Genomic DNA, 14543 nt, shown 5'->3' on the forward strand with positions numbered 1-14543 from the left:
ACAGACGCAATGGTAATGAGCTATGACCTCTTCTGGGAGCGCAGCAGCCGGTTAATCGTTTCGCGGCGCAGTCCGATCAATTGGCCGATCTCGTCCTGCGTGAGCAATTCCGTCAATGTGGCAGGCGCGATGTAGAGCTGAAACCAACTTTCAAGCTTGCGCAGCTTCTCTGCCGGGGTCACTTCGGTTAGCTGATCGATGCGCTGCTGCATCATCCGCAGTTTATTTTGCAGTTGCTGAGCAATGTCTAGGCATCGCTGAGCATCCTGCTTCAGCGCCTCATACCAAGGGGCCTCTGGCAGAACATCGACCTCACATGTCACGAGCGCGACAGCCGAGCCGTTGTACGGATTCGGGCTTATGAGCGAATGATGGGGGATTGTCTCGCCTGGAACGATGATGTTCACGATGAATTGCGAGCCATCTTCGTGTACGCGGACGATCTTAAGCATACCGGACTTCAGATGAAACAGTGACCCATATTCACCTTGCCGGAATAGCACTTCACCTTTATGTAGAATCATAGCGCATGTCTCCTGTATATCGATAAAAACAAATCGCCCCCATTTTGCCGGTTATGGCAGGCTGAGGGCGATTCTTAGTTCTGTTCTAGGCAGTCGTTGGTGGAACGAATGTCCGCCCTGCAAATTCACTATCAAGCATGAAGAACGCATTGCTGTCTTGATCAATCCGCTTCAGCTTGTTAATGATGCTGTCGAACATAGCTTCTTCTTCGACTTGCTCGTCAATGAACCATTTCAGGAACTGCATCGTCGCATGCTCGCGGTCATTCAAAGCAAGGTCGGATAAGTGATAAATCCGTTTCGTGACTTCTTTCTCGTGCCCAAACGCATGCTCGAAAGCATCCAGTATGGAGCTATATTCATTGTTAGGTGTGCCCATGCCGACTATGGTGGCGCGTTGCCCGCGATCATTTAAGTACTTGTACATTTTCATCGCGTGGAAGCGTTCTTCTTCGGCTTGAACAATAAAGAAATTAGCAAATCCATCAAGACTTTCTCCGGAACAGTAAGCGGCAATTGCCAGGTATACGTGTGCAGAGTAGAACTCGAAGTTCATTTGCTCGTTCAAAGCTTGGCTGAGTGAATCATTCATCATCGGCCGCACCTCCTTATTCAAGTGTTTAAAAAGAAAAAGAGACGAAGCGTTAGCCCAGTTACAGGAGCTGACAACTTCTTCCCCTATGTTACCATACTATTCCACATTATCCTATCCGGTGCTTTAACTTCTTATACAGTTTATCAGCGGACGGAGCAACAATGACTTCAGTCTTCCCAATCAGTACCATGCATTGCTTGGAACACAGCTTGCAGTTGCCTAGACAATCCTTCTTCTTCTGCTTCAGATCAGGGAACTCGTGCTTCAAAGCTTTGAAGACGGACTTCGAGCCATGTTTGAAGTTTCTGCAGCAATACTTGATCTTCTTCATCTGTCGATACCGACCTCTTTCGAAACGGTGGTTGGAGTTCACAACATAATGATATTAATTCTCATTATCACTGTCAATCGTTATTTGAGAATTGTTGTCCTTCCAGCTTAGAATTCTCCGGAATGAAACGCTCTGCACCGTCAAGAGGGCGGCGACAGACGGTTCACCTTGCTTCACGTAGCTCACTGCCTTATGATAGGGAACAATCCATGGAATAAAGGAGCTAGTTAGTATGAATATGAGTGGACAGCAGCGTTCCAATATTCGCCCGGGCATTACGGTCGATATTGTATTAAAGAAGGATCAGGCGAGCGGTCGGATGACGCGTGGCGTTGTGAAAGACATTTTGACCAATTCACCGAATCATCCGCATGGCATTAAAGTGAGGCTGCAATCAGGCGACGTTGGTCGGGTGAAAGCAGTTATTGAGGGATAGAATCGAAGCCCCAACGATTTGCAACACCGCAGCAAAATGAGTAGGATTAGAGGAAGTAAGCGATTTACTTCATATAGTTAAAGGAGCCGCGCTTTCGATGACTCTTCCTCATCTAGCATCTATATTCGTTACGCTGCTCTCCGGCGTCGCCGTTATGTTCCTGCGGCTGCGTGCGAGTAATCGGCCGACGACGATGCGCAAAATCATTATTCCGCCGATCGGCATGTCGACCGGCTTTCTTATGTTTGTCGCTCCGTTCACACGGGTGCCGTGGTCGTGGGCGTTGCTTGCTTTTGCCGTTGGCGCGGTGCTGTTCGCGTATCCGCTCATCCGCACATCCAAGCTGGAGCGAGTGGGCGATGACATCATCCTGAAACGGTCCAAAATGTTTATATTTATTCTGCTTGGGCTCCTCATTATCCGCTTGCTTGTCCACAATCTGGTGGAGCAGTCGGTGTCGATTCCACAAACAGGCGGCCTCTTCTTCATCCTAGCATTCGGTATGATTGTCGTATGGCGCGTTGCGATGCTTCAAGCTTTTCTTAAATTAAAAAAGCGGGGGTAACGAAGGATGCACATGTCAGAAGCGGACTTACATATGGTTGATAGATGCATAGCAGGCGATGCAGCGGCAGTTCACGAGCTGCTCGCTAGTGATACAACATTAGCAGCGGTGAGCTGGGGATACTTCACACCGCTGCATTTTGCTGTGCGCGAAGGGCATCTCGAGCTGACCCGGCTGCTGCTCTCTTATGGGGCGGACGCTTCGGAGCAGCCTTGCCTCAGCTGGCAGGATTCGCTGCTGCAGAAGGCGCAGGACCGAGGCCATGACGATGTTGCGAAGCTGCTGCGAGAGCATCTGCAGAGCACCTTGAAAGCAGAGCCGATCGGCGAGAAGTTGGCTGAGCTCATTCGCGATCGCAAGGTGAAGGAGCTGCTGCAGCTGCTGGAGCAGCAGCCTGAAGCCATTCATGCGAGCGACGAGCGCGGTAATACGCCGCTGCACTGGGCCGTCATGACCCGGCAGCTAGAGCTGATCGATCAGCTGCTGGCTATGGGGGCAGACCCGCTCGCGAAGCGCGGGGACGGAAGCCAGTCTGCGCAGCTAGCGCTGGAGGGCGACTATTTCTACCGCGCGAACCGGAATTTGCCGCCTGATGCTGGTAGAGATGCGAGCTTCCTGCTCGGCTATCTTGTCGGCAAAGGCGGTGTGCCTTACGATGTCTACCTCGCTGCTGCAGCCGGTGATGCGATGCGCGTAGACGAGCTGCTGAAGCAGAATAGATTGCTTGCGCATGAGCGAGATGCCTCCGGGCGTTCTGCGCTCTATTATGCTGCGAAGCGCGGGTTTATGGAGGTCGTGAAGAGGCTGCTCGCCGCAGGAGCCGATCCGAACGCGACGGAGCGGGATGCACAGCAGGGAGCGGCATTATATGCAGCGGTTAGAGGCGGGCATACCGGCTGCGCGAAGCTGCTGCTTGAGCATGGAGCCGACCCGAATGCTGAGGTGGAAGCGGGTGGCAACGCTGTTTACGCAGCGCTGCAGGAAGGCCGCCAGGAACTAATCGAGCTGGTCTATGCTTACGGCGGTAATGTGACATTGACTGGCGCTTGCGGACTTGGACGTATCGATTTGGTCGGCGAGCTGCTAACGGCGAATCCTTCGTCTGTCGACGGCGGCGATTACGGGCCGCTCGCGCAAGCGGCAAGTTGTGGCTATACGGCAATCGTCAGGCTGCTGCTGCGCCATAACGCACCGCTGAACGATCCGTGGTATGCGAGCAACTATATGAACTATGCTTGCTCGTTCGCAGATGCGGACATGGTGAAGCTGTTGCTCGAAGGCGGCGCAGACCTGAATCGCACGAACTGGCTTGGCGTCAGCTATCTGCACCTGGTAGCGTTGCAGGGCAAGCTGGACCTTGCGGAGCTGATGATTGCTCATGGCGCGAGTCTCGAAGCAGTCGATGATGAATACGGTACAACGCCGCTCGGCTGGGCAGCTAAATACGGGAAGCTCGAGATGGCAGAATTCCTGCTTCAACAAGGTGCAGAGGTAGAGCCGGCCAATGTGCCGCAGTGGGCGACTCCGCTCGCTTGGGCACAGCGTAGAGGTCATGAAGCGCTTGCCCGTCTGTTGCTCGCCCACCGCTCAGCGGCTGTCTAACAGTTGACAGCGGGTGGCGTCACCTGATATCCTAGCAACATAAATTGCATGCAATTTAATTGTGTTATATTAGAGCAACTTGAGAGAGGGAGACAGCGATGGAGAAGAGTGCGCAACTTTCGCTCGATAATCAGCTGTGCTTTGCCCTTTATGCCTGCGCACGTGAAGTAACCAAGCTGTATCGGCCGTTTCTGGATGAGATCGGCATCACGTATACCCAGTATGTAACTTTGCTTGCGCTATGGGAGAAGGACGGAGTGCCCGTGAAAGAGCTTGGCGCCAGGCTGTATCTGGATTCCGGCACATTAACGCCGCTTCTGAAGAAGCTGGAAGGCATGAGCCTCATTCGCCGCGATCGTGATTCGGAGGATGAGCGCAGCGTCCTCGTCCGCTTGACGGATGCAGGCCGGGCGATGAAGGAGCAGGCGAAGCTGATACCGGAACGCGTCTTTTGCCAGACGAACCTGCCTCCTGGCGAAATAGCAATGCTGCGGGATCAGCTGCAGAAGCTGACAGCTGCTGTGCATCAGAGTACGTGCGGGACGCAGGAGTCATAAAGCTTAAATAGACCAAAGAACCACATTGTTACCGCGAGTTTGCGGGGCAATGTGGTTTTTGTTTTTTTTACGCCGGAAAAGCGACCACCTCTGAACTGAGGAGAGGGCTCGGCCGGAGGTTGGGCACTGAGAGTTGGATTATCGGTCTCTCGGAGCAGAACAGCGGCTGTTTTTGGACGGAGAGTAGTGTTTTGCGACTCTCAGGGTTGCTGACAGCTCCAATTGGCGATTGTTGAGGACCAGAGACACTCGCTTGCACCGAATAGCCCAAAAGAACGGCTGAGAGAGCAAATACGCTCTCTCACGCACCGGAAAGGCCTAAAAAAAAGCTGAGAGAGCAAATACGCTCTCTCAGCAGGGAAAACGGCGGGGAAACCCGCCGAAACGCATCCGAGAGAGCGAATACGCTCTCTCACGCGAGGGAAAGGCCTAAAAAAGAGCTGAGAGAGCAAATACGCTCTCTCAGCAGGGAAAACGGCGGGAAAACCCGCCGAAACGCATCCGAGAGAGCAAATACGCTCTCTCAGTTTCGATTGGAATAAGTGCAAATGTCCACTTATTCATTGCTCAAAAATAAGTGGATTTACGCACTTATGAGCGAGCTATGCTAAGGAACCACCTCCGATAAGTGGATATTCCCACTTATTAAGGATGCGAGCTAGGTTGGTATCTCGCCACCCGCTGAGCTGTACTCAACATAGCGGTTCTAAAACAGCCGGTTCGAACTGAAGTGTGTTTCTCCGCAAACAAAAAAGAGGCCCCCCAACATGGAGAGCCTCACTCAACTCTATTAAGCTTGCTTACCAGCCTCAAGCTCGATCGAGATTTTCACTTCGTCGCCGATCAGAACGCCGCCTGTTTCAAGTGCTGCATTGTACGTTAAGCCGTAGTCACTGCGTTTGATTGAGCCTTTCGCGCTGAAGCCGGCTTTCTCGTTACCCCAAGGGTCTTTGCCGCTACCTTCATACGTGACTTCAAACGTTTCCGGACGCGTTACGCCGTGCAGGCTCACATCGCCTGTAACATCGTACTCGCCGTCGCCTGTGCGAACGATCTTCGTTGCTTTGAACGTCAGGTTCGGGTGCTCTTCGATGCCGAAGAAGTCGCCTGAACGCAGGTGATTGTCACGGTCGGCGTTACGAGTGTCAATGCTGCTCAGTTCAACGGAGAACGCAATGCTAGCCGTTGTCAGATCCTCCGGATTCGCTTCGATCTCAGCGCTGAAATTGTGGAAAGTACCTTTTACTTTAGCAATCATCATGTGACGAATTGTGAAATCTGCAGAACTGTGTGTTGCGTCAACTACCCATTTGGATACGGACATTAACTTGACCTCCTAAATTTACTTACAATTAATAATAAACTTTATTATATAAAGTAAGTTTATCGGAGAGTCGAATCATTGTCAACAGAAATGTGACTAATTGTTGAACGTGTTACTTTGCTTCGGGATAAGGGAACAGATCGACGATGCGAGTCGTTTGTCCGCTCTCAGTGGTGAACACGACATGCTCGCGCCTGAAGCCGCGCGGACTTTCCAGCCCGCAAGCGGCAGCCAGAGAGAACAGTCCTTCCCGTAGCTGCAAAATATAGTTCATGACTCGCCACTGCTTCTCTTCCGGAGCGAGCGCAACCTGGTACTTGGAGTCCGTCGTCGTAATGCCTGTCGGACATTTGCCGGTATGGCATTGCATAGCCATAATGCAGCCGTTCGCCATCATGAAGCCGCGCGCAGAGTTGACGCAGTCCGCGCCAAGCGCGAGGGCAATCGCCACTTTATCCGGCGTAATGAGCTTGCCGGAGGCGAAGATGCGGATGCGGTCGCGCACGCCGAATTTGCGCGCCGTATCGTCGAGAATGACGAGCGCAGCATAGAGCGGCAGTCCCATACCATCCGCCATCGCTTTGAACGTCGCTCCGGAGCCGCCTTCCGAACCGTCCACCGTAATGAAATCGGGGTACGTGTCTTGTGTCCGCATCGCTTCGAACAACGGCTCAAGCCGCTTCGGATCGCCGACCACGATTTTGATGCCGACCGGCTTGCCGCCTGCTTCCTGGAGCGAGCCGACGAAACGAATCGCTTCGTCCGCGTTCGTCAGAAACTCGAACCGGTTCGGGGAGTTGACCGTCTTGCCGACCGGAACGAGGCGGGCTGCCGCGACTCTCTCGGTCACTTTGGAGCCTTCGAGATGGCCGCCGCGGATCTTTGCCCCTTGATGGAACTTCAGCTCGAACGCTTTGATATTCGGAATTTCGGCTTTACGCTTAAATTCCTCGATGGAGAACTTACCCGTATCATCGCGGAAGCCGAACATGCCGGGGCCGATCTGCGAGACGACGTCGACGCCGGTAGCGAGATGCACATCCGCGACGCCGCCTTCGCCCGTATTGATCCAGGAGCCGCCTGCCATGTTGGCGCCGCTGCCTGTGGACTGGATATAATGCTCGCCGACCGCGCCGAAGGAGGTCGCTGAAGCGCCGAACATACCTTTGATCCGCCACGGCTGTCTACGGTTAGGGCCGACGACGATGGCGTCGTCGTCATGGAGCAGCCAACGTTTTACCGATTCCTCGACGAATTTTTCCTGCCTAGTGAACAAGCCTTCGTCGGTGATCACATACTTCTTCCCTTGCACGAGCTCGTCATTATCAACCCTTAGCTCGCTCGTCAGCTTCGGGAACATCGCATTGGAAATATAGAAGCCGGGCTTCTCATAATCGCGCCGTCCGCCGAAGGAGATGAGGTCGGTCCGGTATTTGGCCGCATAGACGAGACCTACGAAATCCGCACGCGAGAACGGCTTGCCCTCGGTATCGCTGTCGAACCAATATTGCCGGAATTCGGGTCCAAGCTTCTCAAGCAAATAGCGGATCCAGCCGAGAAAAGGGTGCGAGCGGAGAATGGAGTGCTTCGCTTTCTTGGAGAGTGAATACATGTAGCCGAAGAAAATGACGATGGGCAGCACAATAATAACAAGCAGGGCGGAAACCAGAATTGTAGTCACCATGATAGGGCAGCCTCCGATGTGATTTTGTAGGGACTATTGCCAGTTTCAGTATACCATGTGCTTCCAGTTTTTAACCGCAGCGGGGAATGTGAAATGTAGATGAAGGTGCAAAAAAAGCCTTCCCGAAGTGAGTGACACTCAACTCAAGGAAGGCAATATAAATTAAGTTATTTACACCGCATCTACTTGACGTTTGCGGCTGCTGAACTGGCTCTCGTACAGGTCGGCGTAGAAGCCGCCCGATGCGAGCAGCTGCTCGTGAGTACCTTGCTCGATAACTGTGCCGTGGTTCATAACGAGAATGAGATCGGCATCGCGGATCGTCGAGAGGCGGTGCGCAATGACGAAGCTTGTTCTGCCCTGCATCAGCTCATTCATAGCGCGTTGGATATGGATCTCCGTCCGCGTATCGACGCTGCTTGTCGCTTCGTCGAGAATGAGGATGGCCGGATTCGCCAGAATAGCGCGGGCAATCGTGAGCAATTGCTTTTGTCCTTGGGAAATATTCGATGCTTCTTCATTAAGCACCGTATCGTATCCGTCAGGCAACGTGCGGATGAAATGGTCCGCATAGGCCGCTCGTGCTGCTGCCACGACTTCTTCTTCGGTTGCTCCGGCACGCCCGTATGCGATGTTATCGCGGATTGTACCGTTAAACAGCCACGTATCCTGCAGCACCATGCCGAACAGGTTCCGCAGATCGCCGCGCTTCAGCTGTGTTATGCCCACGCCATCAATCGTAATGCTGCCGTCATTAATCTCATAGAACCGCATCAGCAGGTTGATGAGCGTCGTCTTCCCCGCGCCTGTCGGACCGACGATGGCAATCGTCTGGCCGGAACGGACGTGAATGTCCATGTCCTCGATGAGTGAGGTATCTTCCTTGTAGCGGAACTGCACATGGTTGAAGCTGACGTCGCCGCGAGGCTTGATCGCTTTGCCAGGCACGGCCTCGGATTCCCGCGACACAACTGCAATCGGGTTCGCTGCCTCCGGCACTTCTTCCTCTTCATCGAGCAATTCGAAGATCCGCTCTGCTGAAGCGACGGTCGATTGAAGGATGTTAGCGATTTGAGCCGTTTGCGTGATCGGCATCGTAAATTGGCGCGAGTAGGAGATGAACGCCTGTACGTCACCGATCGTGATCGTCTTATGCAGGACGAAGATACCTCCAGCCACGCTCACGAGCACGTAGCCGATGTTGCCAATGAACCCCATGATCGGCATGATCATGCCGGAGACGAACTGTGCTCGCCAGCCGGATTCGTAGAGCTGCTCATTCACGCTGTTGAACTTATCTACCGACTTGCGTTCATGACCGAACGCCTTGACGATGTTGTGACCGGTATACATCTCTTCGACATGACCGTTAAGTTCGCCGAGCGCTTTCTGTTGGCCTTTAAAATATAACTGCGAGCGCCCTGCGATCATCTTGATTGCAATGAAGCTAAGCGGAAGCGTCACAATGGAGATGAGCGTCATGAGCGGGCTGATCGTCAGCATCATGATGACAACGCCGATAAGCGTGACGACCGATGTAATGATCTGCGTCAAGCTCTGCTGGAGCGTACCGCTGATGTTATCGACATCGTTGACAGCGCGGCTTAGAATTTCGCCGTGCGTCCGGGAGTCGAAGAATTTAAGCGGCAGACGCGCCAGCTTCTCGTTAACATCCTTGCGTAAGCCATACACGGTTTTCTGCGCGACGCCAGCCATCATATACTGCTGAATGTAGCCGAATACGGCGCTGATGATGTAGAGGCCGCCGAGCAGGGCGAGAATTTGCCAAATGTAATGAAAATCAATCTCCGCGCCAGGTGTGCCCTTAATCTTGCCCATTAAGCCTTCAAACAGCTTGGTTGTTGCTTTACCCATAATCTTCGGACCGATAATCGAGAAGACGGTGCTCAGTACCGCTGTCAGGAGAACGATGAGTAGCGAGAAACGGTACGGCTTCAGGTAGCCGGTCAGTCTGCGCAAGGTTCCTTTGAAGTCTTTGGCCTTCTGGACGGGCATGCCCATCGCGCCCGGGCCACCGCGGCCTGGGCCGAATCCGAAGTTGCCCGGGGCTGGCCCTTGGCCGCCTGGGCGCTGACCGCCCGGACCGCCGCCCGATGGCCCTCTCTGCTGTTCACTCATGCGATTTCCTCCTCTGACAGCTGTGACGTTACGATTTCGCGATAAACGGTAGACGTTTGCAGCAAATCTTTATGTGTACCGATTGCGGAAATTTGGCCATCGTCGATGACGATGATCCGGTCCGCATCCATAACCGTGCTGACGCGTTGCGCAACGATCAGTACCGTTGCATTCGTCGTCTCGCCGCGAAGCGCTTCGCGAAGCTTGGCGTCGGTCTTGAAGTCGAGCGCCGAGAAGCTATCGTCGAACAAATAAATGTCCGGTTTGCGGATGAGCGCGCGGGCAATGGAGAGCCGCTGCTTCTGTCCGCCGGAGACGTTCGTGCCGCCTTGTGCGATTGGCGAGTCGAAGCCTTCCTTCATCTCGGAGATGAATTCGTAAGCCTGCGCAATGACAGCAGCATGACGGATCTCTTCTTCGCTCGCGTCTTCCTTGCCGAAGCGAATGTTATCCGTGATTGAGCCGGTGAACAGCACGGCTTTCTGCGGTACAAGGCCGATTGTGGAGCGGAGAGTCTCCTGCGTCAGCTCGCGCACATCGACGCCACCGATTGTAATGCTGCCGCCCGTTACATCATAGAAGCGCGGAATGAGGTTGATCAGCGTCGATTTGCCGGAGCCTGTACCGCCGATAATAGCCGTCACTTCGCCGCGGCCTGCTGTGAAGGAGATATTCGACAACGCCGCCATCTCAGCGCCCGGATAGTGGAACGATACATTATTGAACGCCAGCTCGCCGCGTGCAGCAGAAGCCGTCCTCGGTGCTGTAGGATCGTTAATATCTGGCACCATGTTCAGCACCTCATTGATTCGTGCCGCCGATGCGGAAGCGCGCGGAATCATAACGAACATCATGGAAGCGAAGATCAGCGCGAACATGATCTGCCATGCGTACTGGATGAATGCCATCAAGTCGCCGACTTCCATATTGCCGCTGTCGATACGCAGGCCGCCGAACCAAACGATCGCAAGGCTCGCGAAGTTGATGACGAGCATCATGATCGGCATGAGTGATGCCATAATGCGGTTTACTTTGATCGACGTTTCCGTCAAATCGTTGTTCGCTTCATTGAAGCGGCCCTGCTCATGCGTCGTCCGGTTGAAGGAGCGGATAACACGGATACCGGTCAGATTTTCGCGGAGCACGAGGTTCAGCTTGTCGATCTTCGTCTGCATCACCTTGAACAGCGGTACGCCGCGGCTGACGATGGCAAAGATAATGATCGCAAGGATCGGTACGATTGCAATAATGACAAGCGAAAGCGTTGCGTCCTTATAGAGTGCCATAATGATACCGCCGAAGCACATCATTGGCGCCATGACCATGACTCGCATCATCATCATGAGCACTTGCTGGACTTGCGTAATATCGTTCGTCGTACGCGTGATAAGGGAAGCCGTTCCGATCTGGTCGAACTCGTGCAGCGAATATTTCTCTACATGGCTGAACACGCGACTGCGCAGATCTCGGCCGAAGCCTCCGGCTGATTTGGCGGACAAGTAGCTGGCGCCGATAGAGCAAATGCCGCCGCCGAGCGCGATGAGCAGCATTAGGCCACCGATCTTCCATATGTATGGATTGTCGCCACCTACAACGCCTTTGTCGACAATGTCAGCGAGCAGTGTCGGCAGATAGAGATCAGATAACGACTGCAGGAAAACGAATAGGAGTACGAAGAATACGAGCACCCAGTAGGGACGCAGCATGCGCAGCAATTTCATCATAGCGATTAGTCACCCTCTTTGGAATTGGTAGATTGGTTGTGGTCCTGACCGAGCTTGAAGCAGCCCGGATCAAAATCAGGATTGCTTGCATGGAAGAAAGCCGCCGCGTCATCAATCAGCTCAACGAGCAGCATCGCGCGTTCTTCGCCTAGATGTGCAATGAGTGCGGTCAACTTCTCATGCATCTTGGATTCGGCAAGCTGGGTCAGACGCTGGCCTTCCTCCGTCAGCTTGATGCGCACCGCTCTGCGGTCGTTCGGATCGGTTTCCCGATCAATGAGCCCTCTTGCCATTAGTACATTGAGCGTTTGGGTCATCGTTGGGGAAGCAACATTCATGATGTTGCTGATCTCGGACGCTTTCAGTCCTTCAGGTTGTTCGTTGGTAGCCTTGCGAATAAAGAACAATGTCATCGTTTCGGCAGGTGTGCAGTTCTCGATAGGGCGTCGGTTGTTCCATGAGATGTTCCGCAGCTGACGAAACGCGCGCATCAGTTCATGAGGCGCGTTGCAATTACGGTCATGTTGTTCATCATGTTCGGACATGATGGGGATCCCCTCCTGAACAATTTAATTTAGTTAGCTAACCTAAGTATATTTATTTTGACTAACGAATGTCAATAATCCTATTTATAAACGAGTCAAAAATTGTGTATGATAGTAGGATAAGATTCTGCTAGGAGTGTTGATTGAGATGGAGAATAAGACATCATCCTCTAACTTTATTAAAAATATTGTGGCTGATGATTTGAAAGCCGGTAAAGTGAAAGAGGTCATTACGAGATTTCCGCCCGAGCCGAACGGGTATCTGCACATTGGACATGCCAAGTCAATCTGCTTGAACTTCGAGCTTGCTGACGAATATGGCGGCAAAACAAACCTGCGTTTCGACGATACGAACCCTGTGAAGGAAGATACGGAATACGTTGAATCCATCCAAGAGGATGTAACCTGGCTCGGATTCGAGTGGGATGATCTCCGCTTCGCATCGGATTATTTTGAAGAGCTGTATCAGCGCGCCGTGCTTCTTATTAAGAAAGGCAAAGCATTCGTATGTGATCTGACTGCGGAGGAAATGCGTGAGCTGCGCGGTACCCTTACAGTGGTGGGCACGAACAGTCCTTACCGCGACCGCAGCGTCGAAGAGAATCTCGATTTGTTCGCCCGCATGCGTGCTGGTGAATTCAAGGACGGCGAGCGCATTCTTCGTGCGAAGATCGATATGGCTTCGCCGAATATCAACCTTCGTGACCCGGCGCTGTACCGGATTGCACATGCCCATCACCACCGGACAGGCGATGCTTGGTGCATCTACCCGATGTACGATTACGCGCATCCGATCAGCGATGCGATTGAAGGTGTGACCCACTCAATCTGTACACTGGAATTCGAGGATCACCGCCCGTTGTACGATTGGGTGATAGAAGAGTGCGAGATGGAATCACAGCCGCGACAATATGAGTTTGCCCGTTTGAACGTAACCAATACGATTATGAGCAAACGTTACCTGAAATCGCTTGTCGATCAAGGTGTTGTCGAGAGCTGGGACGATCCGCGCATGCCGACGATCAGCGGCCTTCGCCGCCGCGGCTTCACGGCGGAATCGCTGCGTGCGTTCTGCCGCGAGATTGGCGTTGCGCGCGCTTATAGCGTTGTAGATGAGCGGATGCTGGAGTTCTTCATCCGTGAAGATTTGAAGCTGAAGGCACCGCGGACAATGGCAGTGCTTGCGCCGTTGAAGGTGGTTATCACTAACTATCCGGAAGGCCAAGTTGAGATGCTTGAAGCGGAGAACAATGCGGAGAACGAAGCGATGGGTAACCGCCAAATCCCGTTCTCGCGCGAGATCTACATCGAACAGGATGACTTCATGGAGAATCCTCCTGCAAAGTACTTCCGTCTGTTCCCAGGCAATGAGGTTCGTCTGAAGCACGCGTACTTCATTAAGTGCGAAGAGGTCATCAAGGATGAGGCGGGCAACGTGGTTGAGCTGCGCTGCACGTACGATTCAGAGACGAAAAGCGGCAGCGGCTTCACAGGCCGCAAGGTGAAAGGAACGATCCACTGGGTGGAAGCGTCCCAAGCGGTACCTGCAGAATTCCGCTTGTTCGAGCCGCTGCTCGTAGACAACGCGGACGATGAGGACAAGGAGTTCCTTGAGCGCATCAATCCGAACTCGCTCGAAGTGCTGCAAGGCTTCGTTGAGCCGAACATGAAGGAAGCGCGTGGACAGGACAAGTTCCAATTCTTCCGCCACGGTTACTTCAACGTCGATCCGAAGCATACAAGCGAGTCGAAGGTTGTGTTCAACCGTATCGTGTCTCTGAAGAGTTCTTTTGATCCGAAAGCTTGATATAGTAGTTAGGGAGAACCGTCTTTAAGCCGACTGTGGCTTGGAGGCGGTTTTTTTGTGTTGGCCTGTTGCTGTTGTTGTTTTGCGGCGGCGGAATTACAGTCATTTTATACCCACTTCCGTTTAACTTGGAGATGTATGATAGAGCTTAGTATGATGATATGGAGAGGGGCAGGTTATGGGCAATCTGCGGATTGACTGCAAGGAATGTGTATTTAAGAGAATTCGTCGCTGCCGATTTAGACGTGCTTCATTCGCTGGCATGGCAGCCTGAAATATACGATTATTTGCCGGGCTGGAACGTGCCGAAGGAGCAGTGGACGGATTGGTTTGTGAACAGCGAAATGCCAGAGAATGCGGAATTTTTGAAGGCGGTCTCGGACGGCGGTGGGGATGTAGGGGAGCTGCGTCTTCGGATCGAGATTAATCAGAAGGAGACGGAGGAGTTGATCGGCTGGTGCTGCATTGGCGGAAAATCCGCCGGAAAAGCGAAAAGAGGGGTAGTGATTACCCTACATTAGTGGAAATCCGTCGGAAAAGCGAAAAGAGGGGTAGTGGTTACCCTACATTGACGGAAATCTGATGAAAAAGCGGCAAGAGGGTAGTGATTACCTTACAGTAGCGGAAATCCGGCTGAATAAGTGAAAGAGAGCCCCCTCGGGATCTACATAGGTGGAAATCCGGCCAAAGAAGCGAAAGAGAGTACGATA

The 14543-nt window shown here is 53.0% G+C and carries 14 protein-coding genes; 6 read left to right on the forward strand and 8 right to left on the reverse strand.

Annotated elements, in window-relative coordinates:
- Nucleotides 1–20 precede the first annotated feature (20 nt).
- The 3 genes from BMY11_RS10805 to BMY11_RS10815 all read right to left on the reverse strand — a co-directional run bounded on the left by BMY11_RS10805 (nucleotide 21) and on the right by BMY11_RS10815 (nucleotide 1450).
- Nucleotides 21–524 carry a Crp/Fnr family transcriptional regulator gene (locus BMY11_RS10805; RefSeq protein WP_090575084.1) on the reverse strand — a complete coding sequence of 168 codons (504 nt, stop codon included), beginning with the start codon at nucleotides 522–524 and terminating at the stop codon, nucleotides 21–23.
- A gap of 85 nt (nucleotides 525–609) precedes the next feature.
- A complete protein-coding gene (locus BMY11_RS10810; protein ID WP_090575711.1) occupies nucleotides 610–1116 on the reverse strand; it encodes a ferritin in 507 nt (168 codons plus the stop codon).
- Between the two features lie 109 nt (nucleotides 1117–1225).
- Complete coding sequence (locus BMY11_RS10815; protein ID WP_090575087.1) at nucleotides 1226–1450, reverse strand: DUF1450 domain-containing protein; 225 nt, start codon at nucleotides 1448–1450, stop codon at nucleotides 1226–1228.
- A 238-nt stretch (nucleotides 1451–1688) separates the two neighbouring features.
- On the opposite strand from BMY11_RS10815, the gene BMY11_RS10820 reads away from it, so the two are divergent.
- From BMY11_RS10820 to BMY11_RS10835, 4 genes are all read left to right on the forward strand, one after another.
- Nucleotides 1689–1886, forward strand: coding sequence for a YwbE family protein (locus BMY11_RS10820; RefSeq protein ID WP_090575714.1), 198 nt, complete (start codon nucleotides 1689–1691; stop codon nucleotides 1884–1886).
- A 97-nt stretch (nucleotides 1887–1983) separates the two neighbouring features.
- Nucleotides 1984–2451: a CcdC family protein gene (locus tag BMY11_RS10825; RefSeq protein ID WP_090575090.1), complete on the forward strand. Its 468-nt coding sequence runs from the start codon at nucleotides 1984–1986 to the stop codon at nucleotides 2449–2451.
- 6 nt (nucleotides 2452–2457) lie between these two features.
- On the forward strand, nucleotides 2458–4053 hold the full coding sequence (locus tag BMY11_RS10830) for an ankyrin repeat domain-containing protein (protein ID WP_090575093.1): 1596 nt from the start codon (nucleotides 2458–2460) through the stop codon (nucleotides 4051–4053).
- 98 nt (nucleotides 4054–4151) lie between these two features.
- A complete protein-coding gene (locus BMY11_RS10835) occupies nucleotides 4152–4610 on the forward strand; it encodes a MarR family winged helix-turn-helix transcriptional regulator (protein ID WP_090575096.1) in 459 nt (152 codons plus the stop codon).
- 790 nt (nucleotides 4611–5400) lie between these two features.
- On the opposite strand, the gene BMY11_RS10840 is transcribed toward BMY11_RS10835, so the two are convergent.
- From BMY11_RS10840 to BMY11_RS10860, 5 genes are all read right to left on the reverse strand, one after another.
- On the reverse strand, nucleotides 5401–5934 hold the full coding sequence (locus tag BMY11_RS10840; protein ID WP_090575099.1) for a YceI family protein: 534 nt from the start codon (nucleotides 5932–5934) through the stop codon (nucleotides 5401–5403).
- Nucleotides 5935–6046: 112 nt separating this feature from the next.
- On the reverse strand, nucleotides 6047–7618 hold the full coding sequence (locus tag BMY11_RS10845) for an FMN-binding glutamate synthase family protein (RefSeq protein WP_090575102.1): 1572 nt from the start codon (nucleotides 7616–7618) through the stop codon (nucleotides 6047–6049).
- Nucleotides 7619–7789: 171 nt separating this feature from the next.
- Nucleotides 7790–9757, reverse strand: a complete 1968-nt coding sequence (locus BMY11_RS10850; protein ID WP_090575105.1) for an ABC transporter ATP-binding protein — start codon at nucleotides 9755–9757, stop codon at nucleotides 7790–7792.
- Nucleotides 9754–11481 carry an ABC transporter ATP-binding protein gene (locus BMY11_RS10855; RefSeq protein ID WP_090575108.1) on the reverse strand — a complete coding sequence of 576 codons (1728 nt, stop codon included), beginning with the start codon at nucleotides 11479–11481 and terminating at the stop codon, nucleotides 9754–9756. The genes BMY11_RS10850 and BMY11_RS10855 overlap by 4 nt, the downstream gene beginning before the upstream one ends.
- A gap of 5 nt (nucleotides 11482–11486) precedes the next feature.
- Complete coding sequence (locus tag BMY11_RS10860; protein WP_090575111.1) at nucleotides 11487–12026, reverse strand: MarR family winged helix-turn-helix transcriptional regulator; 540 nt, start codon at nucleotides 12024–12026, stop codon at nucleotides 11487–11489.
- Between the two features lie 148 nt (nucleotides 12027–12174).
- Between BMY11_RS10860 and BMY11_RS10865 the strand changes: the two genes are divergently transcribed.
- Nucleotides 12175–13833, forward strand: a complete 1659-nt coding sequence (locus BMY11_RS10865; RefSeq protein WP_090575114.1) for a glutamine--tRNA ligase/YqeY domain fusion protein — start codon at nucleotides 12175–12177, stop codon at nucleotides 13831–13833.
- A gap of 194 nt (nucleotides 13834–14027) precedes the next feature.
- Nucleotides 14028–14354, forward strand: coding sequence for a GNAT family N-acetyltransferase (locus BMY11_RS10870; RefSeq protein ID WP_143069241.1), 327 nt, complete (start codon nucleotides 14028–14030; stop codon nucleotides 14352–14354).
- Nucleotides 14355–14543: the final 189 nt, after the last annotated feature.

Source organism: Paenibacillus sp. OV219, assembly GCF_900110075.1.
Lineage (GTDB): Bacteria > Bacillota > Bacilli > Paenibacillales > Paenibacillaceae > Paenibacillus_Z.

Excerpts from the sequence above, each read along its gene's own strand:
- BMY11_RS10805 (WP_090575084.1), bottom strand. The coding sequence starts at position 524 with ATGATTCTACATAAAGGTGAAGTGCTATTCCGGCAAGGTGAATATGGG.
- BMY11_RS10810 (WP_090575711.1), bottom strand. The coding sequence starts at position 1,116 with ATGAATGATTCACTCAGCCAAGCTTTGAACGAGCAAATGAACTTCGAG.
- BMY11_RS10815 (WP_090575087.1), bottom strand. The coding sequence starts at position 1,450 with ATGAAGAAGATCAAGTATTGCTGCAGAAACTTCAAACATGGCTCGAAG.
- BMY11_RS10820 (WP_090575714.1), top strand. The coding sequence starts at position 1,689 with ATGAGTGGACAGCAGCGTTCCAATATTCGCCCGGGCATTACGGTCGAT.
- BMY11_RS10825 (WP_090575090.1), top strand. The coding sequence starts at position 1,984 with ATGACTCTTCCTCATCTAGCATCTATATTCGTTACGCTGCTCTCCGGC.
- BMY11_RS10830 (WP_090575093.1), top strand. The coding sequence starts at position 2,458 with ATGCACATGTCAGAAGCGGACTTACATATGGTTGATAGATGCATAGCA.
- BMY11_RS10835 (WP_090575096.1), top strand. The coding sequence starts at position 4,152 with ATGGAGAAGAGTGCGCAACTTTCGCTCGATAATCAGCTGTGCTTTGCC.
- BMY11_RS10840 (WP_090575099.1), bottom strand. The coding sequence starts at position 5,934 with ATGTCCGTATCCAAATGGGTAGTTGACGCAACACACAGTTCTGCAGAT.
- BMY11_RS10845 (WP_090575102.1), bottom strand. The coding sequence starts at position 7,618 with ATGGTGACTACAATTCTGGTTTCCGCCCTGCTTGTTATTATTGTGCTG.
- BMY11_RS10850 (WP_090575105.1), bottom strand. The coding sequence starts at position 9,757 with ATGAGTGAACAGCAGAGAGGGCCATCGGGCGGCGGTCCGGGCGGTCAG.
- BMY11_RS10855 (WP_090575108.1), bottom strand. The coding sequence starts at position 11,481 with ATGATGAAATTGCTGCGCATGCTGCGTCCCTACTGGGTGCTCGTATTC.
- BMY11_RS10860 (WP_090575111.1), bottom strand. The coding sequence starts at position 12,026 with ATGTCCGAACATGATGAACAACATGACCGTAATTGCAACGCGCCTCAT.
- BMY11_RS10865 (WP_090575114.1), top strand. The coding sequence starts at position 12,175 with ATGGAGAATAAGACATCATCCTCTAACTTTATTAAAAATATTGTGGCT.